The following is a 25,700-nucleotide window of genomic DNA, read 5'->3' on the forward strand; positions in this document are numbered from 1 at the left end:
CCACCAACGCCGATGCTTACCGCTTCACCACGATCGGCTTGATCCCCAACCCCGCCGGCAAGCCGCGCGCCGCTTCCTGCGCCGCGGCGCGGCTCTCGAACGGTCCGCCATACAAACGGTTCACCGCCCCGCTCGGCACCACTTCGATCTCGCCCACTGCCAGGCCGGCATCGGCCAGCAGGCGGCCCATCTCCTGGGCCTTGTCGGCGCGGCTGTAGGAGCCGAGCTGCAAATAGAACTGACCGGAGGCCTTGCCCGCGGCCGTGGCGGCGGCCACGGCGGGCAGCGCCTGGGTCACGGCGGCGCTGTCGGACTGCATGCGGTCTTCCAGCATCAAGGCGGCGATTTCCGGCGGCGCATCGAGTACCGGCGCCACCCGCGCCGGCGCCGCTTGAGCGGCCGAGGTGGCGGCGCGGCGCTCGGCGGCCAGCCGTACTTCGTCGCCCGGGAACAGGCGTTCCAGCTCGACTTCGTGGCTGCCCTTGCCCAGCAGGCCGAGTTTCAGCGCGGCGGTGTACGACACGTCGACCACGCGGTTGGCGTGGAAGGGGCCGCGGTCGTTGATGCGCACCACCACCGAGCGCCCGGTGGCCACGTGGGTGATGCGCGCGTACGAAGGAATCGGCAGCGTCGGATGCGCGGCCGTCATCTTGTACATGTCGTAGGGTTCGCCCGAGGACGTCTTCTGGCCGTGGAACTTCACGCCGTACCAGCTGGCCACGCCCTTCTGGACAAAGGGCTCCTCGTGCAGGATCGGGGTATAGGTCTGGCCGAAGACGGAATATGGCCGGTTCGCCCACTTGGCGTAGGGTTCGGCCCGGACCACGGCGTCGGGCGTGAATTCCAGCCCTTCCGGGATGTCGGTGCCGGGGCCGTCGTCCTTGTAGTAGCCGCCGCGGCCGGAGTTCGCAGGCGGCAGCTTGGGATTGATCGCCCCCGGCTTGCCGGCCTTGTGCTTCCACGGCAGCGAACCCAGGCTCTTGTTGTCGCTCGTGGTGCCGCAGCCGGTCATCAACGCTGCCAACGCGATGACCACCGGGAGAATTCTCGAAGCGGTCATGCGCGCTTCCTTTCCTAGGTCTGCACCAGCTTGCGGTGCCTTTGTATGCTCATCAATATACCAGCGCCGAGCCCCAGGGTAATGAACGCCGTCCCGCCATAGCTCATGAAAGGCAGCGGAACGCCGACCACGGGAAGGATGCCGCTCACCATGCCCATGTTAACAAAGGCATACGTAAAGAAGATCATCGTGATCGAACCGGCCAGCAGCCGGGAGAACAGATTCGGGGCGTTGGCCGCAATCATCATGCCGCGGCCGATCAGCAGCAGGTAAATTACCAAAAGAAATAGGTTGCCGACAAGCCCAAATTCTTCCGAGTAGACCGAGAACAGGAAATCGGTGGTCTGTTCCGGCACGAATTCCAGCTGGCCTTGCGTGCCCTGGTGGTAGCCCTTGCCGGTCATCCCGCCCGAGCCGATCGCGATCACCGACTGGATGATGTGGAAGCCCTTGCCGAGCGGGTCCGAGGTCGGGTCGATCAGGGTCATCACGCGCTCGCGCTGGTAATCGTGCAGCATCGACCAGGCCACCGGCAAACTGGCGGCGCCGGCCACGGCCAGGCCGGCCAGCATCTTCCAGGACAGGCCGGCCAGGAAGATCACATAGAAACCCGAGGCGCCGACCAGCAGCGCCGTGCCCAGGTCGGGCTGCTTGGCGATCAGCGTGAACGGAATGATCAGCAGGACCGCTGCCACCACGAAGGACTTCCAGTCGTCCAGCCGCGCTTTTTGCTGGAAATACCAGGCGATCATCAGCGGCGTGGCGATCTTCATGATCTCCGAGGGCTGGATGTCGACACCCACGTGCAGCCAGCGGCGCGAGCCTTTCTTGATGATGCCGAACAGCGCCACCGCGATCAGTAGCGCAATGCCGAAGGTGTACACCGGCACCGCCAGGCGCATCAGCGTCTGCGGCGGCACCAGGGCGGCCATCCACATGATGAAGAAGGCCAGGATGAAGTTGCGCATCTGCGCCTCGACCCGGCCCGGGAATTCATGGCCGGCCGAGGACATGGTGATCATGCTGGTGGTGAGCAGCATGAACAGCACCATCGCCAGCGGCCAGTCGAACACGGTGAAATACGGTTTCAGGCGGCGGCTCAGCGAGCGCCGCTCGGGATAATAGGCCATCGTTATTCCTTGGTGGTGGCCGGCGCGGCCGGGTTGGCCGCAGCAGCGACCGGCCTGGCCGGCGCCAGGGCAGCCGTCGCGGCTGGTTTGGCGCCGGCCGCGGCTTTGCCGGCAGCAGGCGCGGGCGGCGCCGGGCGCTTGCCGAGCAGGTAGTAATCGAGCGCCTTGCGCGCGATCGGCGCCGCCTCGCTCGCGCCGAAGCCGGCGTTCTCGACCACGAGGGCAATCGCGATCTTCGGCTTGTCGGCCGGCGCGAACGCCGTGTACAGCGCATTGTCGCGGTGGCGCTCGTCGATCGCATGGGCGTTGTACTTCTGGCCTTTCAGGCCGATCACCTGCGCCGTGCCGGTCTTGCCGCCCGAGATATAGCCGGCATTCGCAAAGGCGCGGCGGCCGGTGCCGTAGGCTTCCTGGGTCACGCCGACCATGGCGCGCTTGATGAAGTCGATGTTTTCCTGCTTCAGCGGGATGCGCCGGCTTTCCTTCGGCGTGGTCAGCGTGCGCTCGCGCGTGGCGCCGTCCTCGATCAGCTTCACCAGGTGCGGCTTCATCACCACGCCGTTGTTGGCCAGGTTGGCCACCGCGTGCGCCAGCTGGATCATGGTGTAGTTGTTGAAGCCCTGGCCGATCGAGATCGAAATGGTGTCGCCGCCCACCCACTTCTGGGCCGCGCGGTTGCGCTTGAAGCGGTTCGCCTTCCATTCCTTCGAGGGCAGCACGCCGGTCTTCTCGTGCTCGAGGTCGATGCCGGTGGGCGAGCCGAAGCCGAACGGCGCCATGAATTTGGCGATGTTATCGATGCCCATCTCGTTGCCGAGCTGGTAGTAATAGGTATCGCAGGACTCGGCGATCGAGCGGTACATGTCCACGTAGCCGTGGCCGCCCGGCTTGTCGTCGTTGAAGCGGTGCCCGCCGAGCATGAAGAAGCCGGCGTCGCGGATGCCCTGCTCCGGGCGGCGGAAACCGAGTTCCAGCGCGGCCAGCGACATGAAGGGCTTGAAGGTCGAGCCGGGCGGATAGGTGCCCGACAGCGGCCGGTTCATCAGCGGCCGGTCGAGCGAGGTGTTCAGCTCGTTCCAGCTCTGGGTGTCGATGCCGTCGACGAACAGGTTGGGGTCGAAGCCCGGGCGCGACACATAGGCCAGCACGTCGCCGGTCTCCGGCTCGATGGCGACGAATGCGCCGCGGCGGTTGCCGAAGGCCTCCTCGACCACCTTCTGCAGCTCGATGTCGATCGACAGGATCAGGTTCGAGCCCGGTACCGGCGCGCGGCGCGACAGCGTGCGGATCGCGCGGCCGCCGGCCGAGCGCTCGACTTCCTCGTAGCCGGTGGTGCCGTGCAGGTAGCGCTCGTATTTCTTCTCCAGGCCTTCCTTGCCGATGTGGTCGGTGCCGTTGTAGTTGGCGGCGTCGTCGCTTTCTTCCAGCGCCGCCGCTTCCTTGGCGTTGATGCGGCCGATGTAGCCGACCACGTGCGAGGCGACTTCGCCCAGCGGATACTGGCGGAACAGGCGCGCCTGCACCTCGACGCCCGGGAAGCGGAAGCGCTGGGCCGTGAAGCGCGCCACCTCGTCGTCGGTGAGGCGGGTGCGCAGCGGCACGCTGGCGAAGCTGCGCGACTCTTCCATCAGGCGCTTGAAGCGCTTGCGGTCCTTGGGCTCGATGCTGACGATCTTGGCCAGCTCGTCGATCACCGATTCCAGGTTGGCCTGCAATTTCGAGGGCGTGATCTCGAGCGTGTAGGCCGAGTAGTTCTGGGCCAGCACCACGCCGTTGCGGTCGACGATCAGGCCCCGGTTCGGCATGATCGGCACCAGCGCGATGCGGTTGTCCTCGGCCTGCGCCATGTACTGGTCGTGGTGGATCACCTGCAGCCAGACCAGGCGCGCCGTGAGGATGCCGAAGCAGACGAACACCAGCACCGCCAGCGCGGTCATGCGCAGGCGGAACTGGTGGATCTCGCGGTCGCTGTCTTTGATTTCAGTCATTCAAACGAACTCAGATCGGACGGGTATGGTCCCGGTCGACGGCGCGGCGCTGCGGCGCCAGCAGCAGCCAGGAAATCACCGGCCACAGGGCCACGGCCACGGCGCTTTCGACGAAGTGCAGCCAGCCGGCGAAGCGGCCGGTGGCGAACACGTGCACCAGCGACTGGATTGCCTGGGCCAGCAGCAGCAGCGGGAACACATGCAGGGCTTGCGTCAGCACCGGGAACCACAGCACGCGGCGGTGGATCATGATCGACGCGTACGACAGCAGCGTATAGGCCAGCGCGTTCTCGCCCAGCAGGGTGGCGTCGTGCACGTCCATCAGCAGGCCCATGCAGAAGGCGACGCCGATGCCGACCTTGCGCGGCTGGTGGATGCCCCAGAAGACCAGCACCAGCGCCACGAAGTCGGGCGCGCCGATCCAGCGGCCCCAGGGCAGCAGATTGAGCATGAAGGCGCAGGTCAGGCTGAACGCGATGAACAGCGGGCTGACCGGCAGCAGGATGTAATGGGGACGGTTGGCGGGCATTTACGCACCCTCCTTGCGGACGGCCGGCTGGTTCGGTTGGACGGCGGCGGCGGGTGCGGCGCCGGGACGGGCCGCGCCTTGCGCAGCCGGCGCGGGCGCGGTTGCAGGCGCGGCCGGGGATGCGCCTGCAGGCGTCCTGGCCGCGCCGCTTGCCGGACGCTGGCCGGCGCCGTTGGCGGGCGCAGGTGCAGTCGCCGGCGCGGCGGCGCCCGGCAGCGCTGGCACGCCCGCGGTGCCGTTCGGATTCGCCGCCGGCGCCTGGGCCGGCAGCGGCGTGGCGGGCAGCGGCGGCAACGGCACCGGCTCCATCTTCGGCAGGTTGCGGCGCGCCCCGGACTGGGCCGGCACGTGCGGCACCTCGGCGGGCCTCGGCTCGCGCGCCGCCTGCGACATCACGATCAGGAGCTGGCGGTTGCGGTCGATGCCGGCCAGCGGCTGGCACACCACGCGGCCAAAGGCGCCGGCGGCCACGCTTTCCACCTGCACCACCCTGGCCACGGCCAGGCCGGCCGGATAGATGCCGTCCAGGCCCGAGGTGATCAACACGTCGCCAACCTGGATGTCGGCGTTCGGCGCCACGAAGCGCAGGTCGAGCACGCCCGAGTGGCCGCGGCCATAAGCCACGCTGCGCAGGCCCGAGCGCAGCACCTGCACCGGAATGGCCTGGTCCTTGTCGGTCAGGAGCGTGACTTCGGAGGTGAACGGGAAGACGCGGGTGATCTGGCCGACCACCCCGAGGTTGTCGATCACGGGCAGGCCGAGCTGCACGCCGTTGCGCGTGCCGCGGTCGAGCACGATGCGGCGCGTCGACGGGTCGCGCGTGTCGTACAGGATCTCGCCCATGATGGCCTGCACCGGCAGGTGTTCCCTGGCGTCGAGCAGGCGCCGCAGGTGGGCGTTCTCGGCCATCTGGAGCTGGGCCTGCTGCATGGCCTGGGCCTGGGCCACCTGCTGGTTCTTGAGCGCGACCACTTCCTTCTGCAGGCTGGCGATCGAGGAGAAATAATCGCCCATGCCGTACACGGCGTCGCGCGGCATCAGCGCGGCCATCTGCAGCGGATAGAGCACGGTGGCGGCCACCTGGCGTACGGTGCCGAGCAGGTGCATGCGCGCATCGACCACCAGCAGCACGATCGACACCAGCGCGAACACCGTCACCTTCACCCGCGCGGGGGCGCCCTGTTTGAAAAGCGGCGGAGGACTGTATTCCATGACTTTCGATTAAGACCGGGCGAACCCGATAACGGAATAGGCGAATGGGCAGGGGCACGGCGACGCCGTTCCGCTGCCCACGCTTTTTTCTCGACAACCGGCCGGTGCGGCCGCTGCAGGACGCGCTTCCCGGCTTACTCGTACGAGAAGATCGAACCCAGCTTGTCGTTGTGATCGAGCGCCATGCCCGAGCCGCGCACCACGCAGGTCAGCGGGTCTTCGGCCACCAGCACCGGCAGGCCGGTCTCTTCCATCAGCAGGCGGTCGAGGTCGCGCAGCAGCGCGCCGCCGCCGGTCAGCATCATGCCCTTCTCGGCGATGTCGGCGCCCAGTTCCGGCGGGGTCTGTTCGAGTGCGTTCTTAACGGCCGAAACGATGTTGTTGAGCGGGTCGGTCAGCGCTTCCAGGATCTCGTTGCTCGAAATCGTGAAGGCACGCGGGATGCCTTCGGACAAATTGCGGCCCTTGACTTCCATTTCCTTGACTTCGGAGCCCGGGAAGGCCGAGCCGATGGCCTTCTTGATCGCCTCGGCGGTCTGTTCGCCGATCAGCATGCCGTAGTTGCGGCGGATGTAGTTGACGATCGCTTCGTCGAACTTGTCGCCGCCCACGCGCACCGAGCCCTTGTAGACCATGCCGCCCAGCGAGATGATGCCCACTTCGGTGGTGCCGCCGCCGATGTCGACCACCATCGAGCCGGTGGCGTCCGAGACCGGCAGGCCGGCGCCAAGCGCGGCGGCCATCGGCTCTTCGATCAGGAACACCTGCGAGGCGCCGGCGCCGAGCGCCGATTCGCGGATCGCGCGGCGCTCGACCTGGGTCGAACCGCAAGGCACGCAGATGATGATGCGCGGCGACGGGCGGAAGAACTTCGAATCGTGCACCATGCGGATGAACTGCTTGAGCATTTCTTCGGTGACGGTGAAGTCGGCGATCACGCCGTCCTTCATCGGGCGGATCGCCTCGATGTTGCCCGGCACTTTGCCCAGCATCTGCTTGGCCTTCTGGCCGACCGCCTGGATCGTTTTCTTGCCGTTCGGGCCGCCTTGCTGGCGGATCGCCACGACCGACGGTTCATCCAGCACGATGCCCTGGCCGCGCACGTAGATCAGCGTATTGGCGGTACCCAGGTCGATGGCCAGGTCGTTCGAGAAGTAGCTGCGTAAAGAACCAAACATGTGTGTCCTGATGCGCGTTAGCCGCGCCTAACAATTAATCGGGAGTGTTCTTGCCGCGTCGGCCCTGCCAGCGCCCGGCGGTCTTCGTATAGCTGATTGGCCGCGCTCATTCGGCGCCGACCACGCATTAGCCCGCCATTCTACCTTATAATTTACCGATTAAACGCTGAAAACAGGTGGTTTTACCCCCTAGTTCCTGAAGCGAGATCGACGGTATTAGCAAGGTTTTATCGACCGTAGCACGCTGTTCAACATCGTGTGCCGCCATATCGTTATTCGCCCAACCACACTTTGAACGCGGCCCCGGCCGCGCCCTTTGCCATGTCCCTGACTCTTTCAGACGTAAAACGGATCGCCAACCTGGCCCAGCTCGATATGGACGACGCCCACGCCGAGACCGCGCTGTCCGAGCTGAACGGCATTTTCGCCCTGGCCGAACAGATGCAGGCGGTCGACACCACCGGCGTCGCGCCGCTGGCGCATCCGCTGGCCGCGATCCTCGCCCTGCCGCTGCGCCTGCGCGAAGACGAGGTCACGGAAGACAACCGCCGCGACGCCTACCAGGTGCCGGCCCCGAAGGCCCAGGACGGCTTGTACCTGGTGCCGAAGGTGATCGAGTAATCCCGCCGCTTCTACGAACAGAACACGCATATGCATAACAAGACTATCAAAGAGCTGTCGGCGCTGCTGCACGCGAAGCAGATCTCCAGCACCGAGCTGACCCGCCACTACCTGGGCCGCATCGAGGCCAGCGGGCACAACGCCTTCCTGCACGTCGACCCGGAACTGACGCTGGCCCAGGCCGCCGCCGCCGATGCGCGCATCGCCGAAGGCACTGCCGGTCCCCTCACCGGCGTCCCGATCGCCCACAAGGATATCTTCGTCACGCGCGGCTGGCGCACGACTGCCGGCTCGAAGATGCTGGCCAACTACGTCAGCCCCTTCGACGCCACCGTGGTCGAGCGCTTCAACAACGCCGGCATGGTCACGCTGGGCAAGGTGAACCTCGACGAATTCGCGATGGGCTCGTCGAACGAGAACTCGGCCTTCGCGCCGGTGCACAATCCCTGGGATGCGAAAGCGGTCCCGGGTGGCTCCTCGGGCGGTTCGGCCGCCGCGATCGCCGCGCGCCTGGCGCCGGCCGCCACTGCCACCGACACCGGCGGCTCGATCCGCCAGCCGGCCGCCTTCTGCGGCGTTACCGGCATCAAGCCAACCTACGGCCGCGTGTCGCGCTTCGGCATGATCGCGTTCGCTTCCTCGCTCGACCAGGGCGGCCCGATCGCCCAGACCGCCGAAGACTGCGCCCTGCTGCTCAACGACATGGTCGGCCACGACGTGCGCGATTCGACCAGCCTCACGCCGGAACAGGGCAACCTGCAGGAAGACTTCACGCGCGAGCTGAACCAGCCGCTCACCGGCCTGCGCATCGGCGTGCCGAGCGAATACTTCGGCGAAGGCCTGGCTTCCGATGTGGAAGCCGCAGTGCGCGCCGCGCTGGAGCAGTTCGTCAAGCTGGGCGCGACCCTGGTCGACATCTCGCTGCCGAAGACGGCGCTGTCGATCCCGACCTACTACATCATCGCCCCGGCCGAGGCTTCCTCGAACCTGTCGCGCTTCGATGGCGTGCGCTACGGCCACCGCGCCAGCGAGTACAAGGATCTGCAGGACATGTACAAGAAAACGCGCGCCGAAGGCTTCGGCCGCGAAGTCCAGCGCCGCATCATGGTCGGCACCTATGTGCTGTGCCACGGCTACTACGACGCCTACTACGTCCAGGCGCAAAAGATCCGCCGCCTGATCGCCGACGACTTCCAGGCCGCCTTTGCCGACAAGTGCGACGTGATCATGGGCCCGGTGGCGCCGACGGTGGCCTGGGACCTGGGCGACAAGGCCAACGACCCGGTCGCCAACTACCTGGCCGACATCTACACCCTGTCGACCAGCCTGGCCGGCCTGCCCGGCATGTCGATCCCGTGCGGTTTCGGCCAGGGCGAAAAGAACGCCAAGCGCCCGGTCGGCCTGCAAATCATCGGCAACTACTTTGCCGAAGCCAAGCTGCTGAACATCGCGCACCAGTACCAGCAAGTCACCGACTGGCACCAACGGACACCAGAAAACATCTAACGTCATTATTGGCGAACACCGTAGGGTGGGCCGGGCCGCGATAGGCACCCCGTGCCCACGCGTGACGCATGAACGGCCTGCGGCGGCACAAACGAACAGCCCGCGCCCTCAATGCGAACCGAACAGAAAAGAGAGAACACCATGCAATGGGAAGTCGTCATCGGTCTTGAGAACCACGTCCAGCTCACGACCAACTCGAAAATCTTCAGCGGCAGCTCGATCCAGTTCGGCGCCGAGCCGAACACGCAGGCCAGCCCCGTGGACCTGGCCCTGCCGGGCGTGCTGCCCGTGATGAACAAGGGCGCCGTCGAACGCGCCATCCGCTTCGGCCTGGCAGTGGGTGCAAAGATCGCGCCGCACTCGGTCTTCGCGCGCAAGAACTACTTCTACCCCGACCTGCCGAAGGGCTACCAGATCAGCCAGTTCGAGGAACCGGTGGTCCAGGGCGGCACCCTCACCTTCGCCTTCGAAAAAGACGGCAAGCTGGAGACGAAGACCGTCAACCTGACCCGGGCCCACCTGGAAGAAGACGCCGGCAAGTCGCTGCACGAAGACTACGCCGGCATGACCGGCATCGACCTGAACCGCGCCGGCACGCCGCTGCTCGAAATCGTGTCGGAACCGGAAATGCGCAGCGCCGCCGAAGCGGTCGCTTATGCGAAAGCCCTGCACGGCCTGGTGATGTGGCTCGGCGTCTGCGACGGCAACATGCAGGAAGGTTCCTTCCGCTGCGACGTCAACGTCTCGGTGCGCCCGATGGGCCAGCAGGAATTCGGCACCCGCTGCGAGATCAAGAACCTGAACTCCTTCCGCTTCATGGAAGAAGCGATCCACTACGAGGTGCGGCGCCAGATCGAGCTGATCGAAGACGGCGGCAAGGTCCAGCAGGCCACCCGCCTGTGGGACCCGGATCGCAAGGAAACCCGCGCCATGCGCTCGAAGGAAGACGCGCAGGACTACCGCTACTTCCCCGACCCGGACCTGCCGCCGCTGACGATTTCGCAGGAATGGATCGAGCGCGTGAAAGCCAGCATGCCGGAACTGCCGGCCGCTATGCGCGCCCGTTTCACCGGCGACTACGGCCTGCCGGAATACGACGCCCTGATCCTGACCTCGTCGCAGGGCATGGCCAACTACTACGAAGCCGTGGTGGCGAAAGCCGGCAAGGAAAACGCCAAGGTCATCGCCAACTGGATGATGGGCGACGTCTCCTCCACGCTGAACCGCGAGGGCGTGGAGATCACCGCCTCGCCGGTGGAAGCCTCGCAGCTGGCCCTGCTGGTCAAGCGCATCGCCGACGGCACGATCTCGAACAAGGCAGCCAAGGAAGTGTTCGCGGCGATGTGGGAAGCGAAATCGACCGACGAAAACCTGGCCGACACCGTCATCGAGCAGAAGGGCCTGAAGCAGATCTCGGACACGGGCGCGCTGGAAGCCATCGTCGATGAGGTGCTGGCCGCGAACGCCAAGTCGGTCGAGCAGTACCGCGCCGGCAAGGAAGCCGCAATCAATGCGCTGATTGGCCAGACCATGAAGGCTTCGAAGGGCAAGGCGAATCCGGCCCAGGTGACCGAGTTGCTGAAGAAGAAACTGGCGGGTTGAACGCGTCGCTGAAAACAAAAAAACCGGAGCATGCTCCGGTTTTTTTCGCCCTGTTCAAGGTCTTGGCCTTCTCGCTTCGCTCATCATGCAGACATAATCGGCCAGGGGCATGATGCCTAGTTCGCGCCGATGTGCCTCGACTTCGCGCACGCTGGCTTCGTCGGGCAGGCCGAAATGCGGCGTGGCCCATTCCTCGGGCCGGAACTGGGTGCCGTAGTACTGCGGGCGGCCATGGCCTTTCAGGACCCTGTCGGTGAACTTGGCGAACTCGCTCAGGCCCAGCTCGCCGTCGATGGCGCGCTGGCGCAGCACCGGCAGCAGGGCCGCCTGGAAATCGCGGTTGTGGTCGGCATGGTGCACCAGCATCCAGGCATGCGTCACGCCCTGCTCGCCCACCTGGGCGGCGGTGGGAAAGCCCCTGGTGGCGACCAGTTCCTTCAGCCACGTGAAGTTGCTTTCGTCGGCCAGGGTGACCTCGCGCCATGCGCGCGCGTTGTCCGGCCTGGCGACCGCTGCCGTGCGCGCCTTCTGGTCCCTGGCGAAGCGTTGCGCCAGCTCGGCGCGCAGTTGCGGGTCGGTAAAGCTGCGCGCGGCGTCGCGCCGGGCCACGGCCTCGTCCGATTCCTCGGGGTGCGCCGCTGCCCAGGCCGCCGCGCCGGGGCAGACTGTGGCGGCCGCGGCCGTCTCGCCGGCCAGCGCACAGGCGGGCAGCGCCACGCACAGCGCCGTCCAGCCGGCTTGCATCAGGCGGCGCATCGCCTCAGACCCCGTAGCGGGTGCGGTAGGCCGCCACGGCCTCCTTGTGCGCACCGAGGTCCGCCCCCGCCGCTTCGTTCGACAGGTAGCTGAACAGGTCGTCGAGGTTGGCGATCGAGATCACCGGAATGCCGAATTCCTGCGCCACCTGCTGCACCGCCGAGTGTTCCGACAGCGCGCCGTCCTTGCCCGAGCGCTCCATGCGGTCGAGCGCGATCAGCACGGCAGCCGGTTCGGCGCCGGCGGCGCGGATCATGTCGACCGATTCGCGCACCGAAGTACCGGCCGAGATCACGTCGTCGACGATCACGACCTTGCCGGCCAGTTTGGCGCCGACGATGGTGCCGCCTTCGCCGTGGTCCTTGGCTTCCTTGCGGTTGTAGGCGAACGAGGTGTTGCGGCCTTCGGCGGCCAGCGCCACGGCGGTGGCCGATGCCAGGGTGATGCCCTTGTAGGCCGGGCCGAACAGCATGTCGAATTCGACGCCGGATGCCAGCAGGGTCTGGGCGTAGAAGCGGGCCAGGCGGCCCAGGGTGGCGCCGTCGTGGAACAGGCCGGCGTTGAAGAAATAAGGCGAGAGGCGCCCGGCCTTGGTCGTGAATTCACCGAATCGAAGGACTTCGGTCTCGACCGAAAACGCAATAAACTCCTGGCGCAGATTGCTCACGCTGTTCTCCTGTATGCGAAAAGCGGTATTGTAATCTGCGGCGGGGGTGCTGGCTTCGGTAGCGGGCCGGGATGCGTGGTTTGAACGCGTGGGCGGCGCATGCGGTGCGTCGCAGCGACGTTTCCGGTGGGGCCGACCACCCTACGGCGCCGAGGCCAGCTGGGCTACCTGCTCGGGGCCGATCGGCTTGACCAGGTGCTGCGCAAAACCGGCTTCCTCGCTGCGCTGGCGGTCTCCATCCTGGCCATAGCCGGACAGGGCGACCAGGCGGCAGGGGTGCTTCCCCAGCACGCTGCGCAGGCACGTGGCCAGTTCGTAGCCGTCCAGGCCGGGCAGGCCGATGTCGAGCACGGCGAGGTCGGGCTGCAGGCGCCCTGCCGCTTCCAGCGCGGCGAAGGGGTCGTTGAAGACCGCCACCTGGTGGCCGTGCGCCGTCAACAGCTGGCCCAGCATGTCGGCCGCGTCGACGTTGTCGTCGACGACCAGGATGCGCTGGCGCTTGCCGGCCTGTTGCGGCTCCTCGGCCGTGTCCGCGGTTTCCGGGGCGGCGTTGCTGTTCTTGAGCGGCAGGCAGACCACGAATTCGCTGCCCTGCCCCAGCCCGCCGCTGTGCGCCTCGACCGAACCGCCGTGCAGTTCCACGATGTTCCTCACCAGCGCCAGCCCGATGCCGAGGCCGCCCTCGGTGCGGTCGACGCTGCGTTTGCCCTGGAAGAACAGGCCGAACACCTGCTCCAGCATCTCCGGCGCCAGGCCGATGCCGTTGTCGGACACGCCGATGCGCAGCCAGCCGGGGTCGCCACGGCGCGCCTGCAGCTTCACTTCGCCGCCCGGCTCGGTGTAGCGGGCAGCGTTTGTCAGCAGGTTCGACACCACCTGGGCCAGGCGCATCGCGTCGCCTTCCCACAGCATGCCGGGTTCGATCTCGAGCGCGAGGCGGTGGCCGCGCTGGGCCAGCAGCGGGCTGGCCATCTCGACCGCCTTGGTCACGGGCAGCGACACGTCGACCTGCTCGATCTTCAGTTCGATCTGGCCGCGCGTGGCGCGCGCCACGTCGAGCAGGTCGTCGACCAAGCGCACCAGGTGCTCGACCTGGCGTTCGATGATCTCGCGCTCGCGCAGCGCCGCCGATTCGCCGCGCATGCGCATCAGCTGCAGCGCGGTGACGATCGGCGACAACGGATTGCGCAGTTCGTGGCCGAGCATGGCCAGGAAGTCGTCCTTGGTGCGATTGGCCGCCGTGAGTTCTTCCAGCAGCTGCTCGCGCTCGGTGTGGGCGCGTTCCAGGCTGCGCCGGCTGCGCACCTGCTCGGTGACGTCGGCCGCGACCAGGATCACGCCCTGCTCTTCGCCGGCGCTGTGGTCGGGACGGTCGTTCAGGGGCTCGAGGCTGAGCTGCAGGTAGCGCTCCTCGAAGCCGCCGCCGGCGCGCGCCAGTTCGACGCGCAACTCTTCGACCGTCACCGGCTGCGCGCTGGCATAAGCCTGTTCGAGCAGGCCGGCGATGGCACTGCCCTGCCAGTGCGGGAAGGCGGCGCCGAAGGCCTGCCCTTCCAGGCCGCTGCGTCCGACCAGCTCGTGGAAGCGGCGGTTGGCCAGACGAAAGCGCAGCGCCGGCCCGGTGAGCAAGGCGGTGGCGACCGGCGCGTTGAGCAGCATGCGGTCGCGCTGGGCCAGGGCGGCGTCGCGCTGGTGGCGTTCGGTGGCGTCGCGCGTGAAGCAGCGCGTGTAGCGCAGCTGGCCATCCTCGAAGTAGCCGTTCGAATGGATCACCACGTGCTTGACCGAGCCATCCTTGCAGCACAGGCGCGCCGGCTGGTCGTACAGGGTGCCGCCCGAGGCCAGGGTAGCCAGGATGTGCTCGATGACCGGGGCGTCGACGTGGAAGTCGGCGATGTGGTGGCCGACGTATTCGTCCCAGCTGTAGCCGAGCATCTGCAGTTCGGCGCGGTTGGCCCAGACGATGGTGCCGTCACCAGCCACGCGGTGCAGGCCTTCGGCGGCGTTCTCTACGAAGTCGGCGAATTCCTTTTCGCGCCGGCGCAGGGTCTGCTCGGCCGCCTTGCGGCGCGCGATCTCGGCTTCGAGCTGCTGGTTCTGCAGCTGCGCGCTGGCCGCGCCGTGCTGGCGCATGGGTTTGTGCGTGAATGCGCTGCCCGCAGCCAGGGGCGCTGTCGGGCTGCCGCGAAACAGCGAAAAATGGTGGTCGCTGCCGAGCGCATTCCAGAGCCCCTCGAGGTCCACGGCGGCATCGTACTCGCCGCGCGCAGACAGCAGCGCCACCATCTCGGCAAACGCGTGCACCGGGCCGCCGTTCGCCCCTGCCGCCGCCAGCGCCTTGCCGACGATGGCGCGGAAGCGCCCCGCATCCGGCCGGCCGTCGAGCATGAAGGCGGCCAGTGTCGCTTCGGCGTCGAGCACGGCCAGGCGCCCTGGATACCAGCAGGCGCCGCCGTCCGCGTTGCCGAAGCCTGCCAGGCGCCGGCGCAGCTCGGCCACATGTTCCGGCGTGGCGAACAGGAGGCCAATGCCGCCGGCGCGCAGGGCCGCGTCGATGAAATCGGCGGCCTCGTCGAGCAGGGCGGTATCGCTATCGAAGAAGTGAACGGCAGGCGCAGGTCCGCCGGCGCCATGCTGCGGCGCGTCGTCGAGGCTGGTCAACACATTGGACTCCGGGGATAGTGGCAAGGGAGGCGAGCAGAGAGGTGAAGCAGGGAAATTACTTCGCATGCATACGAGTTTAACAGATTGCCGGTATGCATTTCCGGACCTTGAAAAACGGGTTACACTATTGGCCCGCCTACGTTGCGGCCAGGTCACACTCCCCCGCTTTTCCTTATTTCTCTACCAATGCCACGAATTATTTCCGCGAACCTGAACGGCATCCGTTCCGCCCACAAGAAGGGTTTTTTCAACTGGCTGGCCAAGCAGGACGCCGACTTCATCTGCGTGCAGGAACTGAAGTGCCAGGAAGCCGACATGACCGAGGAGCTGTTCAAGCCGCACGGTTACCATGGCCACTTCCACTACGCCGAAAAGAAAGGCTACTCGGGCACCGGCGTGTATAGCCGCACTGCGCCGGACAACAAGCGCATCGGCTTCGGCTGCGCGGAATTCGACGCCGAAGGCCGCTACACCCGTTGCGACTTCGGCAACCTCACCGTGATCTCGCTGTACGCGCCGTCGGGCTCGTCCTCGCCCGAGCGCCAGCTGGCCAAGTTCCGCTTCATGGAAGCCTTCCTGCCGCATTTGCAGGAACTGAAGGCCGAGGGGCGCGAAGTGGTGATCTGCGGCGACTGGAACATCGCGCACAAGGAACTCGATCTTAAAAATTGGAAAAGCAACCAGAAGAACTCGGGCTTTCTGCCGGAAGAACGCGCCTGGATGACGCGCATCTTCGACGAACTGGGCCTGGTGGACGTGCACCGCGTGGTGGCGCCGGACGCGGCCGACTATACGTGGTGGAGCAACCGCGGGCAGGCCTGGGCGAATAACGTGGGGTGGCGCATCGACTACCATGTGGCGACGCCGGGCATTGCGGCGACGGCGCATGCGGTGTCGGTGTACAAGGACGAGCGCTTCTCGGATCACGCGCCGCTGATCATCGATTACAAACTTTGAACCTTCGGCTTGCGCGGCCGTCCGTGTCGACCGCGTAGGGTGGACCGGGCCACGGAAGGCGGGTTCCCCGTCCACGCGTCGATCGTTATCGGCGCCGATTTCGTGCCGGATGATCCTGCTGCCAGCGACCGACGCGTGGACGGCGGAGCCGTCCACCCTACCTCCGCGCTGAGGCTGGGAGTCGAAGATGTCACGGCGGCCAGTCCAGCGAGCGTTCGCTCTCGAACGTTCGCATCTCCCCCGTCAGCGGATCCTCGAAACTGATCGCGCGCGCCAGCAGTTGCAGCGGCGCGCTGAAATCGTCGCCCTTGCAGGGCAGCGCCACCGGGTAGAAGGCGTCGTTCAGGATCGGCGCGCCCAATGAAGACAGGTGCAGCCGCAGTTGGTGCTTGCGCCCGGTGTGCGGATGCAGGCGGTAGCGCACCACGTCGCCGCGGCGCTCGATCATCTCCACCACGGTTTCCGAATTCGGCTCGCCCGGCACTTCTTCGCTGACGAAAAACTGTTCCGCATCCTGCATGCGGCTGCGGTAGGTGAAGGGAAATGCACGTCCCTCGATCGGGCCGGCCAGCGCCTCGTACACCTTTTTCACCACGCGCTTCTGGAACATCGACTGGTACTTGCCGCGCGTGTCCGGATTGTGCGAGAAGATCACCACGCCCGCCGTTTCGCGGTCGAGGCGGTGGATCGGCACCAGGTGCGGCAGTTCGAGCTGGGCCTTCAGGCGCACCAGCAGGGTCTCGTGCAGGAAGCGCCCGGTCGGGATCATCGGCAGGAAGTGCGGCTTGTCGACGATCAGCAGGTGCTCGTCCTGGAACAGGATGCGCTCCCTGAACGGGATCGGCGTCTCGGGTTCGTCCAGCTCGCGGTAGTACCAGATGCGCATGCCCTGGCGGACATGGCTGTCCGCTTGCAGCGGCTTGCCCTGTGCGTCGACGACTTCGCCGCGTTGCAAACGCGCCGCCCACGACTCCAGCGACACGTCCGGGAAGCGCTCGGCCAAAAAGCGCAGCATGCCGCCGGCGCGCGTTTCGGTCAGCCACAAGTAGCTGGGTGCGACGCCGTTGCGGATCGGCAGCGGAACATACGAATTGGCTTCTGCCTGGCGACCCATGGATTACTTCAGCACGACGTTGGCCCGGTAAGGCGGCAGCTGGTTCACCGTCGTGCCCTTGGCGCGCGCGTACAGCGGCAGCAGCACGTTCATGTGCTTTTCCATGTCGTGGATGCGGGTATCGCCGCCCGGGTGGGTCGACAGGAATTCCGGCGGCGCGCCCTTGTTCAGCATGGCCATCTTGCGCCACAAGACGATGCCGGCGCGCGGGTCGTAGCCGGCGCGCGCCGCGATGTCGAGGCCGACCAGGTCGGCTTCGCGCTCTTCGTCGCGCGAGAATTTGAGGACCACGCCCTGCCCGACCAGGCCGGTGACGGTGTTGGTGATACTCGGGTCGATGCCGAAGATGGCCGAGCCGAGCGCCCCGGCGCCGCGCGCCACCATCGAGGTGATGCCGGATTTCGCCGTGCGCTCGCGTCCGTGTTCGCGCAGGGCGTGGGCGATTTCGTGGCCCATGATGGCGGCCATTTCGTCGTCGCTCAGTTTCAGCTGGTCGATGATGCCGGTAAAGAAGCCGATGCGCCCGCCCGGCATGCAGAAAGCGTTCACCTGATTCGAGTTGAACAAATTGACTTCCCATTGCCAGTTCTTGGCGGATTGGTTCCAGCGCGGGGTGTGCGGGATGATGCGCTGGGCCACGGCGCGCAGGCGTTTCACTTGCGGATCGGTGGCGGCGACCAGGGCGCCCTTTTGCTGGGCCTGGGAGAGCATCTCGCGGTACTGCTGGGAGGCAGCCTCGTTCATCTGCTCTTCCGGCACCAGTACGCGCACGCGCGACAGCGGCTTGACGGCGATGCCGTCCTGGACGACCTTGTCCTGGGCCTGGACCGTGCCGACACTGGCCAGCAAGGCGGCGCAGAGGGCGATGTGTTTGAGTTTTTTCATGGCAATAAGTGGCGTGCTGTTTTTGTCAACAGCATCGTCGCAGAAATGCGCGGATGGGGTACGCACGATAACGACAAACGGGAGCCGGTGCAACTGTCGAGGTCACGCGGCCTTGCCGGAGATGGCGGCGGGGACCGTACGGTGGGCACTCCGTGCCCACGCGGAACGTCGCCTTATGTTGGCTGTGTTTGGACGTTATCGGCTGATCATTGCACACGGTAACAAAGAGATCACCTCGCGGCCCCAACAAGGCCAACGTGACGCCGGCTTCCGCGTGGGCACGTTCGGTTTAGAGGCCCCCGGCCTCTAAACCCCCACCGTACGGTCATGGCCGCAGGCCACACAAAGGCTGCAGGCGCCGCTCGATGCGCGGGTCTTTATGTGCGCTTGGCCTTTTTGCGCAACCTGAACACCGCCAGGCTCCCGCGCAGATTCGGCAGGAAGCTCACCGGTTTCCCTTCGGCCAGCGCCACGTACTCCAGCACCTCCAGCCCGCACTCCTCGGCCAGTTCCTTGAAGTCGTCGATGGTTGCATAGCGCACGTTCGGCGTATCGAACCACTGGTAAGGCAGCGTGCGCGACACCGGCATGCGGCCCTTCAGCAGGGCCACCCTGTGCGGCCAGTAGGCGAAGTTCGGGAACGAGACAATCGCCTCGCTGCCGACGCGCACGATGTCGCGCAGGCGTGCTTCGACGTGCAGCATCATCTGCAGCGAGGACAGGCAGAGCACGGTGTCGAAGGCGTTGTCGCCGAACAGGTCCAGTCCCTGTTCCATGTCGTGCTGGATGACGCTGATGCCGCGCCGCGTGCTTTCCAATACCTTGTCGTCGGCGATCTCGATGCCGTAGCCCGTGCAGCGCTTGCCGGTCTCCAGGTAGCGCAGCATGGCGCCGTCGCCGCAGCCGACGTCGAGCACGTGCGAACCCTCGCCCACCCAGTCGGCGATGAAGGCGAGGTCGGGACGCAAGGTGGTCAAGTCTTCGAATTTCATGCGCCCTCCTTGGCTTCTTCCCAGATGCGGTCGTAATAGGCCCGCACCACGCCCATGTAGCGCGCGTCTTCCAGCAAAAAGGCGTCGTGGCCGTGCGGCGCGTCGATCTCGGCGTAGGTCACCTTGCGGCGGTTCGAGATCAGGGCCTCGACGATCTCGCGGCTGCGCTCCGGCGAGAAGCGCCAGTCGGTGGTGAAGGAAGCGATCAGGAACTGGGCTTTCGTCGACGACAGCGCGCGGGTCAGGTCGCCGCCATGCTCGCGCGCCGGGTCGAAGTAGTCGAGCGCCTTGGTGATCAGGAGGTAGGTATTCGCGTCGAAGTATTCCGAGAATTTGTCGCCCTGGTAGCGCAGGTAGGACTCGATCTCGAAGTCGATGCCGAAGTCGAACTGGTAATCATTCGTCTCGGCGGCGTTGCGGAGTTTGCGGCCGAATTTTTCCGCCATGTCGTCGTTCGACAAATAGGTGATGTGGCCGACCATGCGCGCCACCTTCAGGCCGTTCTTCGGCACCACGCCGTGTTCGTAGAAGTCGCCGCCGTGGTAGTCGGGGTCGGTCAGGATGGCCTGGCGCGCGACGTCGTTGAAGGCGATGTTCTGGGCCGAGAGCTTGGGCGTGGAGGCGATCACGATGCAGTGGCGCAGGCGCTCGGGGAACAGGATGCTCCACGACAGGGCCTGCATGCCGCCCAGCGAGCCGCCCATTACGGCGGCGAACTGGTCGATGCCGAGACGGTCGGCCAGGCGTGCCTGGGCCGCGACCCAGTCTTCCACCGTCAGTAGCGGGAATGCCGCGCCATAGGGCTTGCCGGTGGCCGGATTGGTGTGCATCGGGCCGGTCGAGCCGAAGCAGGAGCCGAGGTTGTTCACGCCGATGACGAAGAAACGGTCGGTATCGACCGGCTTGCCCGGCCCGACCATGTTGTCCCACCAGCCGGCGCTTTTCGGCTGGTCGGCATAGGTGCCGGCCACGTGGTGCGAGGCGTTCAGCGCGTGGCAGATCAGCACGGCGTTGGAACGCTCGGCGTTCAGCGTGCCGTAGGTTTCATACATCAGCGTGTAGTCGCCGAGCTGGGCGCCGCTTTGCAGGCGCAGCGGCTCGGCGAAGTGCATCGCCTGGGGGGAGACGGTTCCTATGGATCCCATGAGATTTTCTTGATTGATGTTGGGCGGCGCTGAGGGCCGCCCCGGTATGGCTTAAATGAGTTGAAGCTGTTCGACCGCTTCCGCGATCTCGTTCGGCTCCATCGAGCGCATGATGCGTCGCATTCGCGGGGCGATCTGCGCCAGGTCGGCGCCGAGGATTTCCTGCTTCACCGCCAGCAGCTGGGCCGGGTGCATCGAGAATTCGCGCAGGCCCATGCCCAGCAGCAGGCGCGTCAGCTTGATGTCGCCCGCCATTTCGCCGCACACGGCCACGTCGATGCCAGCCTTCTGGCCCGCCGCGATGGTCATGCCGATCAGCTGCAGCACCGCCGGGTGCAGCGGGTTGTACAGGTGGGCCACTTCGTAGTCGACGCGGTCGATCGCCAGCGTGTACTGGATCAGGTCGTTGGTGCCGATCGACAGGAAGTCCATGCGCTTGACGAACATCGGCAGCGCCAGCGCGGCGGCCGGGATCTCGATCATGGCGCCGACTTCGACTTCCGGGTCGTACTTGATGTTCTGTTCGCGCAGCTGGGCCTTGGCCTGCTCGATCATGTTCAGGGTCTGGTCGATCTCGAAGGCATGCGCCAGCATCGGAATCAGGATGCGCACCTTGCCGAATGCCGAGGCACGCAGGATCGCGCGCAGCTGGGTCAGGAACAGCTGGGGCTCGGCCAGGCAGTAGCGGATCGCGCGCAGGCCCAGGGCAGGATTGAGCGCCGTGTGCTCGGTCGGGTCGAGCGGCTTGTCGGCGCCCACGTCGAGCGTGCGGATCGTGACCGGACGGCCTTTCATGGCCACCACGGCGCGCCGGTACTGCTCGAACTGCTCGTCCTCGCTCGGGACCTTCAGGCCGTCGGCGCCGCGCGCCATGAACAGGAATTCGGAGCGGAACAGGCCGACGCCGTTCGCGCCCGCTTCCAGCGCGTGCGGGCAATCGTCAGGCAGCTCGATATTCGCCAGCAGGCGGATCGCGGTGCCGTCTTTCGTGACGGCCGGGGTTTTCTTGAGCTTCAGCAGGCGCTTGCGGGCCTTGCCCAGCGCGGCCTGGCGCGCGCGGTACTGCTCCAGCACCAGCTGGCTCGGATTGCAGATCACCACGCCGGCATCGCCGTCGACGATGATCCAGTCGTCCTGCTCGACCAGGCGCGAGGCCTGGCTCATGCCGACTGCCGCCGGAATGTCGAGCGAGCGCGCAACGATGGCCGTGTGCGAGTTCTGGCCGCCGACGTCGGTCACAAAACCGATGAAGGAACGGTCGCGGAAGGCCAGCATGTCGGCCGGCGAGATGTCGTGGGCGACCACGATCATCTGCGGGTGATAGTCGTCGTCGCCGGCCAGGATGGGCGGCACCGAGAGGGCCGTGCCCATCAGGACCTTCAGCACGCGCTCGGCGACCTGCTGGATGTCCTGCTTGCGCTCGCGCAGGTACTCGTCCTCGATCTCGTCGAACTGGGCCGAGAGCTCGTCGATCTGCGTCACCAGCGCCCACTCGGCGTTGTAGTGGCGCATGCGGATGATGTCGAGCGGCGCTTCCGAGATCAGCGGGTCGGACAGGATCAGCGCATGGACGTCGATGAAGGCGCCCAGTTCGGTCGGCGCATCCTTCGGCAAATCGGTCCACAGCTCCTGCAGGTTGCGGTGCACGGCGGCGATCGCATCCTGCAGGCGTTTGACTTCCGCCTCGACCTGCTCTTGCGGAACCAGGTAGTGCTTGACGTCCAGCGCGGCAGGCGTGAGCAGGTGCGCGCGGCCGATCGAGATGCCGCGCGAAACCGGAATGCCGTGGAGCGTGAACGAAGCCATCGATGGTCCCGAACGGTAGCGGCCAGCGTCGGGCATTTATTCGCCTTCGCCGAATTTGTCGTTGATCAGGCCAGTCAGGGCGGTGACCGCATCGGCTTCGTCCGGACCATCCGCTTCCAGGGTCACTTTCGCGCCCTTGCCGGCGGCCAGCATCATCACGCCCATGATGGACTTGGCGTTGATGCGGCGGCCGTTACGGGTGAGCCAGACGTCGCTTTTGTATTTCGCGGCCAGCTGGGTTAATTTGGCGGATGCGCGGGCGTGCAGGCCCAGTTTGTTGATGATTTCGAGTTCTTGCTGAATCATGTTTTATCTTTTGTTCTCAAACTGCGTTCAAACCGCTACGCCAAAAAAGGACGCCTGGCGCCCTCGTCTACACGAGCGTGTGAATAAATCGCCATGGCTGCGTTGCATCGTCTCGCCGTACCCACGTACTGTCTTCGACGACGCGCCTTGCCCTGCCGATTTCTTCACACGCTCGACATCATATTAGGAACCGACGCGGATGCGGTTATCGACCCGCACCGCGCCGTTCTGGGCGCCCGCCAGCGCCATTTCCACCACCACGTCGAGCGTGTCGCGGCGGTAGGTGATCGCACGCAGCAGCATCGGCAGACTGATGCCGGCAATGACTTCCACGTGGCCGGCGTCGTGCAGCGAATTGCAGCAGTTCGACGGCGTGCCGCCCTTGATGTCGGTGATCACCAGGACGCCGTCGCCGTCGTCCAGGCGCGCGATCGCCTCCTTCGCCTTGCAATTGACGGCGCGCGTGTCTTCGTCGGCCGCCACGTCGATGGCCTCGAAGCGCTCGGTCGGTCCGCGAAACACGTGCGCGACCGCCGCAATGAATGCCTGCCCCAATGGTGCGTGAGTCAGGAGCAAAATCCCTACCATGATTATCTTTCAGTCACCTGCTGTTCGACCGCGTCGATGAACATCGCGGCCACGTCGAAACCTGTCTGGTCGGTGATCTCCTGGAAGCAGGTAGGGCTGGTGACATTTACTTCAGTCAGGAAATCGCCGATTACATCTAATCCTACCAGCAACAGCCCACGCTCGGCCAGCACCGGGCCCAGGGCCTCGGCGATCTGGCGGTCGCGCTCGGTGATCGGCTGGGCCACGCCGATGCCGCCGGCAGCCAGGTTGCCGCGCACTTCGGTGCCCTGCGGGATGCGCGCCAGCGCGAACGGCACCGGCTTGCCGCCGATGACCAGGATGCGCTTGTCGCCCTTCACGATTTCGGGAATGTACTTTTGCACCATAATGGTGCGTTTGCCGTTGTCGCTCAGGGTTTCGATAATCGCGCCCAAATTCATCGCGTCCGCCTTTACGCGGAAGATACCGGTGCCGCCCATGCCGTCGAGCGGCTTGAAGATCACATCGCCATGCTTGGCGTGGAAGGCGCGCAGGCGTTTTTCCGACGACGACACCAGGGTCGGCGAAGTGAATTCCGCAAACTGGCCGATGGCCAGCTTTTCGTTGTGGTCGCGGATCGCCGCCGGGCTGTTGAAGACGCGCGCGCCCTGCTTTTCCGCCAGTTCCAGCAGATAGGTGCCGTAGACGTACTCCATGTCGAACGGCGGGTCCTTGCGCTCGATGATGGCATCGAAACTCGACAGGCGCACTTCCTCGGCCGGGTCGGCCTTGTACCATTCGTCGGGGTCGCCGGTCAGGTGGATGCGCGTGACTTCGGCCGTGACGATGCCTTCTTCCAGCGCCATGTCGCGCTGCTGGAAGGCGTAGACCGCGTGGCCGCGCCGCGCCGCTTCGCGCATCATGGCGAAGGTCGAGTCCTTGTAGATCTTGAAACCGGTGAGCGGATCGGCGAGGAAAGCGATTTTCATGGGTATGTCCAGCTAAGGTAATGCCACCAATTTTAGCTGGAAACCCGAAACCCTGCGGCCGGGCGCCTTTCCTCGGCCAATGCTGAAAATAATGCTGCCGGGCACATAATGCCGTTGAGCAAATTGATCAGTATCGCGGCCCCGCATGAGCGCGCGCAAACCCGATGCGGATAGCCTGCGCGACGATGGCTGCATGGACGCCCAACTCGACCAACCCAGCAAGCACGAACGCGACCCGGATAACAGCCCGAATAACAGCCCGGGCAACAACCTGGACGACAGCCCCGAGCGCGAGCAGGAGCGCATCGCGCGCGTCTACCGCGGCTGGCACGGCGGCGCCGCGCTGGCCCGCTATGCCTGGCACCGGCCCGACATCGTGCTGCAGCAGGCCATGCGCGCGCGGGTGCTGTCGCGCATGCTGGCCGATACCGTCGGCACCGATCTCGCCAAGGTGCAGGTGGTGGACGTCGGCTGCGGCACCGGCGGCTTCCTGCGCCAGCTGATCGACTGGGGCGCCACGCCATCCAACCTGGTCGGCACCGAGCTGCAGCAGGACCGGCTCGACCTGGCCGCGCCGCGCACCGCCAGCGGCGTGCGCTGGCATTGCGGTTCCTTGACCGCCCTGCCCGGCGCCAGCGCCGACCTGATTGCAGCAAACACGGTGATTTCCTCGGTCCTGGACCAGGAAGTACGCCAGCAGCTGGCGGCTGACATGTGGCGCGTCTTGCGGCCCGGCGGCTGGAGCCTGGTGTTCGACTTCCGCTACAACAACCCGAAGAACCCGCACGTGCGCCGCGTCACGCGCAGCGAACTGGATGGCTTCTGGCCCGGCGAGCGCCAGCAGTACCGCACCCTGCTGCTGGCCCCGCCCATCAGCCGCGCGCTGGCCGGACTGCCGGCGCTGGTGACCGAAACCCTGGCCGCGCTGGCGCCGCCGCTGCGTTCGCACTTTTTGTACATGGTGCAGAAAAAAGCATAGGGGTAACGTGTCCGTACGATGGTCCAGGCCATGACATTAGGCGTAGGGTGGACGGCTACACTGGGCAGCATGCAATCAAACAGCAGACGCGCCGTCCACGCGTTCAACAGTTGCAAACTTGCCGCCCGGCCGCCATTAATCGCTCACGCCATGGCTTCCAGCCATATGCTTTCCCTGGGTGCTAAAACTCGTCTCGAAAAACCGCAACACGCGCTCTTCATACGCCGCCGGCGCAAACGTATGCAAGTCCTGGTGCACCGCGCCCTCTACCTCCCATAAAGCCTTCGGCTGGGCGGCCGCACCGTAAAGGCGGCGCGTCTCATCAATCGTCGTGTGCATGTCCCGGTTACCCGAGGCCACCAGCAAGGGCGCCCGGATCGCGGCCAGATGCTCGATCGGCCGCAGTTGCTGCGGCGTGATATCCAGGCGTAGCGGCAACTGCCACAACAACAGCTTCGACAGCGGCACACCCAGCGCGCCCAGGCGCATGCGCAGGCGGTCTTCCACCGCTTCCTCGATGGTCGGATACATCGATTCCAGCACCGCCGCATCCACCTGCGGGCAATCCTGGCACAGCACGAAGGACGCTGCACCAAGCGACACGCCGATCAGGCCCAGCCCCTCGCCCGGCGCCTGCTCGCGCAGGTAAGCCAGCGCCGCCTTCACGCCGGCTGCTTCGCTCAGACCAAAGGTGAGCCGCGGCGCCGCGCTGGCGCCATGTCCCGGCAAGTCGATCAGCAGCACGGAATAGCCGGCAGCGTGCAGGAAGCGCGCCCGGTCCAGCATCTGGCGCCGGTCGGCGCGGATGCCATGCAGCAGCAGGACCGCGCCCTTCCCGTCCCCGCGCAGGAACCAGCCTTCCACCGAGCGGCCGTGCCCGGTGGGCAGCGTGACCGTTTGCGCTAGCAGTCCGGCAGGCAGCGCGATCGCGTAATGCGCCCCCGCCACCAGCTTGCTTCCTGCAAGCCAACTCAGCACCAGCCCGCCCAGCAGCAACAGCGACGAACCGACTACCCATCGACGACCACGCATGCGCTTCCCCTTCAACGATGTCAACAAGACATT

The 25,700-nt window shown here is 66.0% G+C and carries 23 protein-coding genes; 5 read left to right on the top strand and 18 right to left on the bottom strand.

What is annotated here, in order from left to right; translation table 11 throughout:
- Positions 1 to 16: 16 nt before the first annotated feature.
- The 6 genes from ACWYRN_RS04695 to ACWYRN_RS04720 form a co-directional block, all read right to left on the bottom strand.
- The gene (locus tag ACWYRN_RS04695) at positions 17 to 1,060 is read right to left on the bottom strand and encodes a septal ring lytic transglycosylase RlpA family protein (RefSeq protein ID WP_488691369.1); all 1,044 of its coding nucleotides are present in this window, start codon (positions 1,058 to 1,060) and stop codon (positions 17 to 19) included.
- A gap of 14 nt (positions 1,061 to 1,074) precedes the next feature.
- Positions 1,075 to 2,190: a rod shape-determining protein RodA gene (rodA, locus tag ACWYRN_RS04700; RefSeq protein ID WP_488691370.1), complete on the bottom strand. Its 1,116-nt coding sequence runs from the start codon at positions 2,188 to 2,190 to the stop codon at positions 1,075 to 1,077.
- A 2-nt stretch (positions 2,191 to 2,192) separates the two neighbouring features.
- The gene (gene mrdA, locus ACWYRN_RS04705; protein WP_488691371.1) at positions 2,193 to 4,178 is read right to left on the bottom strand and encodes a penicillin-binding protein 2; all 1,986 of its coding nucleotides are present in this window, start codon (positions 4,176 to 4,178) and stop codon (positions 2,193 to 2,195) included.
- Positions 4,179 to 4,188: 10 nt separating this feature from the next.
- The gene (mreD, locus tag ACWYRN_RS04710) at positions 4,189 to 4,707 is read right to left on the bottom strand and encodes a rod shape-determining protein MreD (RefSeq protein WP_229438200.1); all 519 of its coding nucleotides are present in this window, start codon (positions 4,705 to 4,707) and stop codon (positions 4,189 to 4,191) included.
- Positions 4,708 to 5,919, bottom strand: coding sequence for a rod shape-determining protein MreC (mreC, locus tag ACWYRN_RS04715; RefSeq protein WP_488691372.1), 1,212 nt, complete (start codon positions 5,917 to 5,919; stop codon positions 4,708 to 4,710).
- A gap of 134 nt (positions 5,920 to 6,053) precedes the next feature.
- Positions 6,054 to 7,097, bottom strand: a complete 1,044-nt coding sequence (locus ACWYRN_RS04720) for a rod shape-determining protein (protein WP_229438202.1) — start codon at positions 7,095 to 7,097, stop codon at positions 6,054 to 6,056.
- 321 nt (positions 7,098 to 7,418) lie between these two features.
- On the opposite strand from ACWYRN_RS04720, the gene gatC reads away from it, so the two are divergent.
- The 3 genes from gatC to gatB all read left to right on the top strand — a co-directional run bounded on the left by gatC (position 7,419) and on the right by gatB (position 10,826).
- Positions 7,419 to 7,718 (top strand): Asp-tRNA(Asn)/Glu-tRNA(Gln) amidotransferase subunit GatC, encoded by a 300-nt coding sequence (gene gatC, locus ACWYRN_RS04725; protein WP_488691373.1) that lies wholly within the window; start codon positions 7,419 to 7,421, stop codon positions 7,716 to 7,718.
- Positions 7,719 to 7,748: 30 nt separating this feature from the next.
- Positions 7,749 to 9,224, top strand: a complete 1,476-nt coding sequence (gatA, locus tag ACWYRN_RS04730) for an Asp-tRNA(Asn)/Glu-tRNA(Gln) amidotransferase subunit GatA (RefSeq protein ID WP_488691374.1) — start codon at positions 7,749 to 7,751, stop codon at positions 9,222 to 9,224.
- Positions 9,225 to 9,365: 141 nt separating this feature from the next.
- On the top strand, positions 9,366 to 10,826 hold the full coding sequence (gene gatB, locus ACWYRN_RS04735) for an Asp-tRNA(Asn)/Glu-tRNA(Gln) amidotransferase subunit GatB (RefSeq protein ID WP_488691375.1): 1,461 nt from the start codon (positions 9,366 to 9,368) through the stop codon (positions 10,824 to 10,826).
- A gap of 54 nt (positions 10,827 to 10,880) precedes the next feature.
- Here the strand turns inward: gatB and ACWYRN_RS04740 are convergent, their stop codons facing one another.
- The 3 genes from ACWYRN_RS04740 to ACWYRN_RS04750 all read right to left on the bottom strand — a co-directional run bounded on the left by ACWYRN_RS04740 (position 10,881) and on the right by ACWYRN_RS04750 (position 14,913).
- Positions 10,881 to 11,582, bottom strand: coding sequence for a DUF6624 domain-containing protein (locus tag ACWYRN_RS04740; protein ID WP_488691376.1), 702 nt, complete (start codon positions 11,580 to 11,582; stop codon positions 10,881 to 10,883).
- Between the two features lie 4 nt (positions 11,583 to 11,586).
- Positions 11,587 to 12,249 carry an orotate phosphoribosyltransferase gene (pyrE, locus tag ACWYRN_RS04745; RefSeq protein ID WP_229438207.1) on the bottom strand — a complete coding sequence of 221 codons (663 nt, stop codon included), beginning with the start codon at positions 12,247 to 12,249 and terminating at the stop codon, positions 11,587 to 11,589.
- A gap of 141 nt (positions 12,250 to 12,390) precedes the next feature.
- Entirely contained in the window at positions 12,391 to 14,913 is a 2,523-nt protein-coding gene (locus ACWYRN_RS04750) for a hybrid sensor histidine kinase/response regulator (protein ID WP_488691377.1), read from the bottom strand.
- Positions 14,914 to 15,099: 186 nt separating this feature from the next.
- Here ACWYRN_RS04750 and ACWYRN_RS04755 point away from each other — a divergent pair, with 186 nt between their 5' ends.
- Positions 15,100 to 15,870: an exodeoxyribonuclease III gene (locus tag ACWYRN_RS04755; RefSeq protein WP_488691378.1), complete on the top strand. Its 771-nt coding sequence runs from the start codon at positions 15,100 to 15,102 to the stop codon at positions 15,868 to 15,870.
- A 190-nt stretch (positions 15,871 to 16,060) separates the two neighbouring features.
- On the opposite strand, the gene ACWYRN_RS04760 is transcribed toward ACWYRN_RS04755, so the two are convergent.
- From ACWYRN_RS04760 to gshB, 8 genes are all read right to left on the bottom strand, one after another.
- Positions 16,061 to 16,984 (bottom strand): pseudouridine synthase, encoded by a 924-nt coding sequence (locus ACWYRN_RS04760; RefSeq protein ID WP_488691379.1) that lies wholly within the window; start codon positions 16,982 to 16,984, stop codon positions 16,061 to 16,063.
- Between the two features lie 3 nt (positions 16,985 to 16,987).
- On the bottom strand, positions 16,988 to 17,869 hold the full coding sequence (locus ACWYRN_RS04765) for a M48 family metallopeptidase (protein WP_488691380.1): 882 nt from the start codon (positions 17,867 to 17,869) through the stop codon (positions 16,988 to 16,990).
- A gap of 377 nt (positions 17,870 to 18,246) precedes the next feature.
- Positions 18,247 to 18,861, bottom strand: coding sequence for a methionine biosynthesis protein MetW (gene metW / locus ACWYRN_RS04770; RefSeq protein WP_488691381.1), 615 nt, complete (start codon positions 18,859 to 18,861; stop codon positions 18,247 to 18,249).
- Positions 18,858 to 19,973 (bottom strand): homoserine O-succinyltransferase MetX, encoded by a 1,116-nt coding sequence (gene metX, locus ACWYRN_RS04775; RefSeq protein WP_488692774.1) that lies wholly within the window; start codon positions 19,971 to 19,973, stop codon positions 18,858 to 18,860. Before metX ends, metW begins: the two co-directional genes overlap by 4 nt.
- Positions 19,974 to 20,057: 84 nt before the next feature.
- Positions 20,058 to 21,812: a phosphoenolpyruvate--protein phosphotransferase gene (gene ptsP / locus ACWYRN_RS04780; protein ID WP_488692775.1), complete on the bottom strand. Its 1,755-nt coding sequence runs from the start codon at positions 21,810 to 21,812 to the stop codon at positions 20,058 to 20,060.
- Positions 21,813 to 21,848: 36 nt separating this feature from the next.
- The gene (locus ACWYRN_RS04785) at positions 21,849 to 22,118 is read right to left on the bottom strand and encodes an HPr family phosphocarrier protein (protein WP_488691382.1); all 270 of its coding nucleotides are present in this window, start codon (positions 22,116 to 22,118) and stop codon (positions 21,849 to 21,851) included.
- Positions 22,119 to 22,301: 183 nt separating this feature from the next.
- Positions 22,302 to 22,706, bottom strand: coding sequence for a PTS sugar transporter subunit IIA (locus ACWYRN_RS04790; protein ID WP_229438214.1), 405 nt, complete (start codon positions 22,704 to 22,706; stop codon positions 22,302 to 22,304).
- Between the two features lie 2 nt (positions 22,707 to 22,708).
- A complete protein-coding gene (gshB, locus tag ACWYRN_RS04795; protein ID WP_488691383.1) occupies positions 22,709 to 23,656 on the bottom strand; it encodes a glutathione synthase in 948 nt (315 codons plus the stop codon).
- A 145-nt stretch (positions 23,657 to 23,801) separates the two neighbouring features.
- Between gshB and ACWYRN_RS04800 the strand changes: the two genes are divergently transcribed.
- Positions 23,802 to 24,635 (top strand): class I SAM-dependent methyltransferase, encoded by an 834-nt coding sequence (locus ACWYRN_RS04800; protein ID WP_488691384.1) that lies wholly within the window; start codon positions 23,802 to 23,804, stop codon positions 24,633 to 24,635.
- A gap of 135 nt (positions 24,636 to 24,770) precedes the next feature.
- On the opposite strand, the gene ACWYRN_RS04805 is transcribed toward ACWYRN_RS04800, so the two are convergent.
- Entirely contained in the window at positions 24,771 to 25,667 is an 897-nt protein-coding gene (locus ACWYRN_RS04805) for an alpha/beta hydrolase (protein WP_488691385.1), read from the bottom strand.
- Positions 25,668 to 25,700: the final 33 nt, after the last annotated feature.

The sequence above is a fragment of the Massilia sp. BAP21 genome (assembly GCF_057801335.1).

Coding starts and splice junctions, on each gene's coding strand:
- ACWYRN_RS04695 (WP_488691369.1), bottom strand. CDS start 1,060: ATGACCGCTTCGAGAATTCTCCCGGTGGTCATCGCGTTGGCAGCGTTG.
- rodA (WP_488691370.1), bottom strand. CDS start 2,190: ATGGCCTATTATCCCGAGCGGCGCTCGCTGAGCCGCCGCCTGAAACCG.
- mrdA (WP_488691371.1), bottom strand. CDS start 4,178: ATGACTGAAATCAAAGACAGCGACCGCGAGATCCACCAGTTCCGCCTG.
- mreD (WP_229438200.1), bottom strand. CDS start 4,707: ATGCCCGCCAACCGTCCCCATTACATCCTGCTGCCGGTCAGCCCGCTG.
- mreC (WP_488691372.1), bottom strand. CDS start 5,919: ATGGAATACAGTCCTCCGCCGCTTTTCAAACAGGGCGCCCCCGCGCGG.
- ACWYRN_RS04720 (WP_229438202.1), bottom strand. CDS start 7,097: ATGTTTGGTTCTTTACGCAGCTACTTCTCGAACGACCTGGCCATCGAC.
- gatC (WP_488691373.1), top strand. CDS start 7,419: ATGTCCCTGACTCTTTCAGACGTAAAACGGATCGCCAACCTGGCCCAG.
- gatA (WP_488691374.1), top strand. CDS start 7,749: ATGCATAACAAGACTATCAAAGAGCTGTCGGCGCTGCTGCACGCGAAG.
- gatB (WP_488691375.1), top strand. CDS start 9,366: ATGCAATGGGAAGTCGTCATCGGTCTTGAGAACCACGTCCAGCTCACG.
- ACWYRN_RS04740 (WP_488691376.1), bottom strand. CDS start 11,582: ATGCGCCGCCTGATGCAAGCCGGCTGGACGGCGCTGTGCGTGGCGCTG.
- ACWYRN_RS04755 (WP_488691378.1), top strand. CDS start 15,100: ATGCCACGAATTATTTCCGCGAACCTGAACGGCATCCGTTCCGCCCAC.
- ACWYRN_RS04760 (WP_488691379.1), bottom strand. CDS start 16,984: ATGGGTCGCCAGGCAGAAGCCAATTCGTATGTTCCGCTGCCGATCCGC.
- ACWYRN_RS04765 (WP_488691380.1), bottom strand. CDS start 17,869: ATGAAAAAACTCAAACACATCGCCCTCTGCGCCGCCTTGCTGGCCAGT.
- metW (WP_488691381.1), bottom strand. CDS start 18,861: ATGAAATTCGAAGACTTGACCACCTTGCGTCCCGACCTCGCCTTCATC.
- metX (WP_488692774.1), bottom strand. CDS start 19,973: ATGCACTTCGCCGAGCCGCTGCGCCTGCAAAGCGGCGCCCAGCTCGGC.
- ptsP (WP_488692775.1), bottom strand. CDS start 21,812: ATGGCTTCGTTCACGCTCCACGGCATTCCGGTTTCGCGCGGCATCTCG.
- ACWYRN_RS04785 (WP_488691382.1), bottom strand. CDS start 22,118: ATGATTCAGCAAGAACTCGAAATCATCAACAAACTGGGCCTGCACGCC.
- ACWYRN_RS04790 (WP_229438214.1), bottom strand. CDS start 22,706: ATGGTAGGGATTTTGCTCCTGACTCACGCACCATTGGGGCAGGCATTC.
- gshB (WP_488691383.1), bottom strand. CDS start 23,656: ATGAAAATCGCTTTCCTCGCCGATCCGCTCACCGGTTTCAAGATCTAC.
- ACWYRN_RS04800 (WP_488691384.1), top strand. CDS start 23,802: ATGAGCGCGCGCAAACCCGATGCGGATAGCCTGCGCGACGATGGCTGC.
- ACWYRN_RS04805 (WP_488691385.1), bottom strand. CDS start 25,667: ATGCGTGGTCGTCGATGGGTAGTCGGTTCGTCGCTGTTGCTGCTGGGC.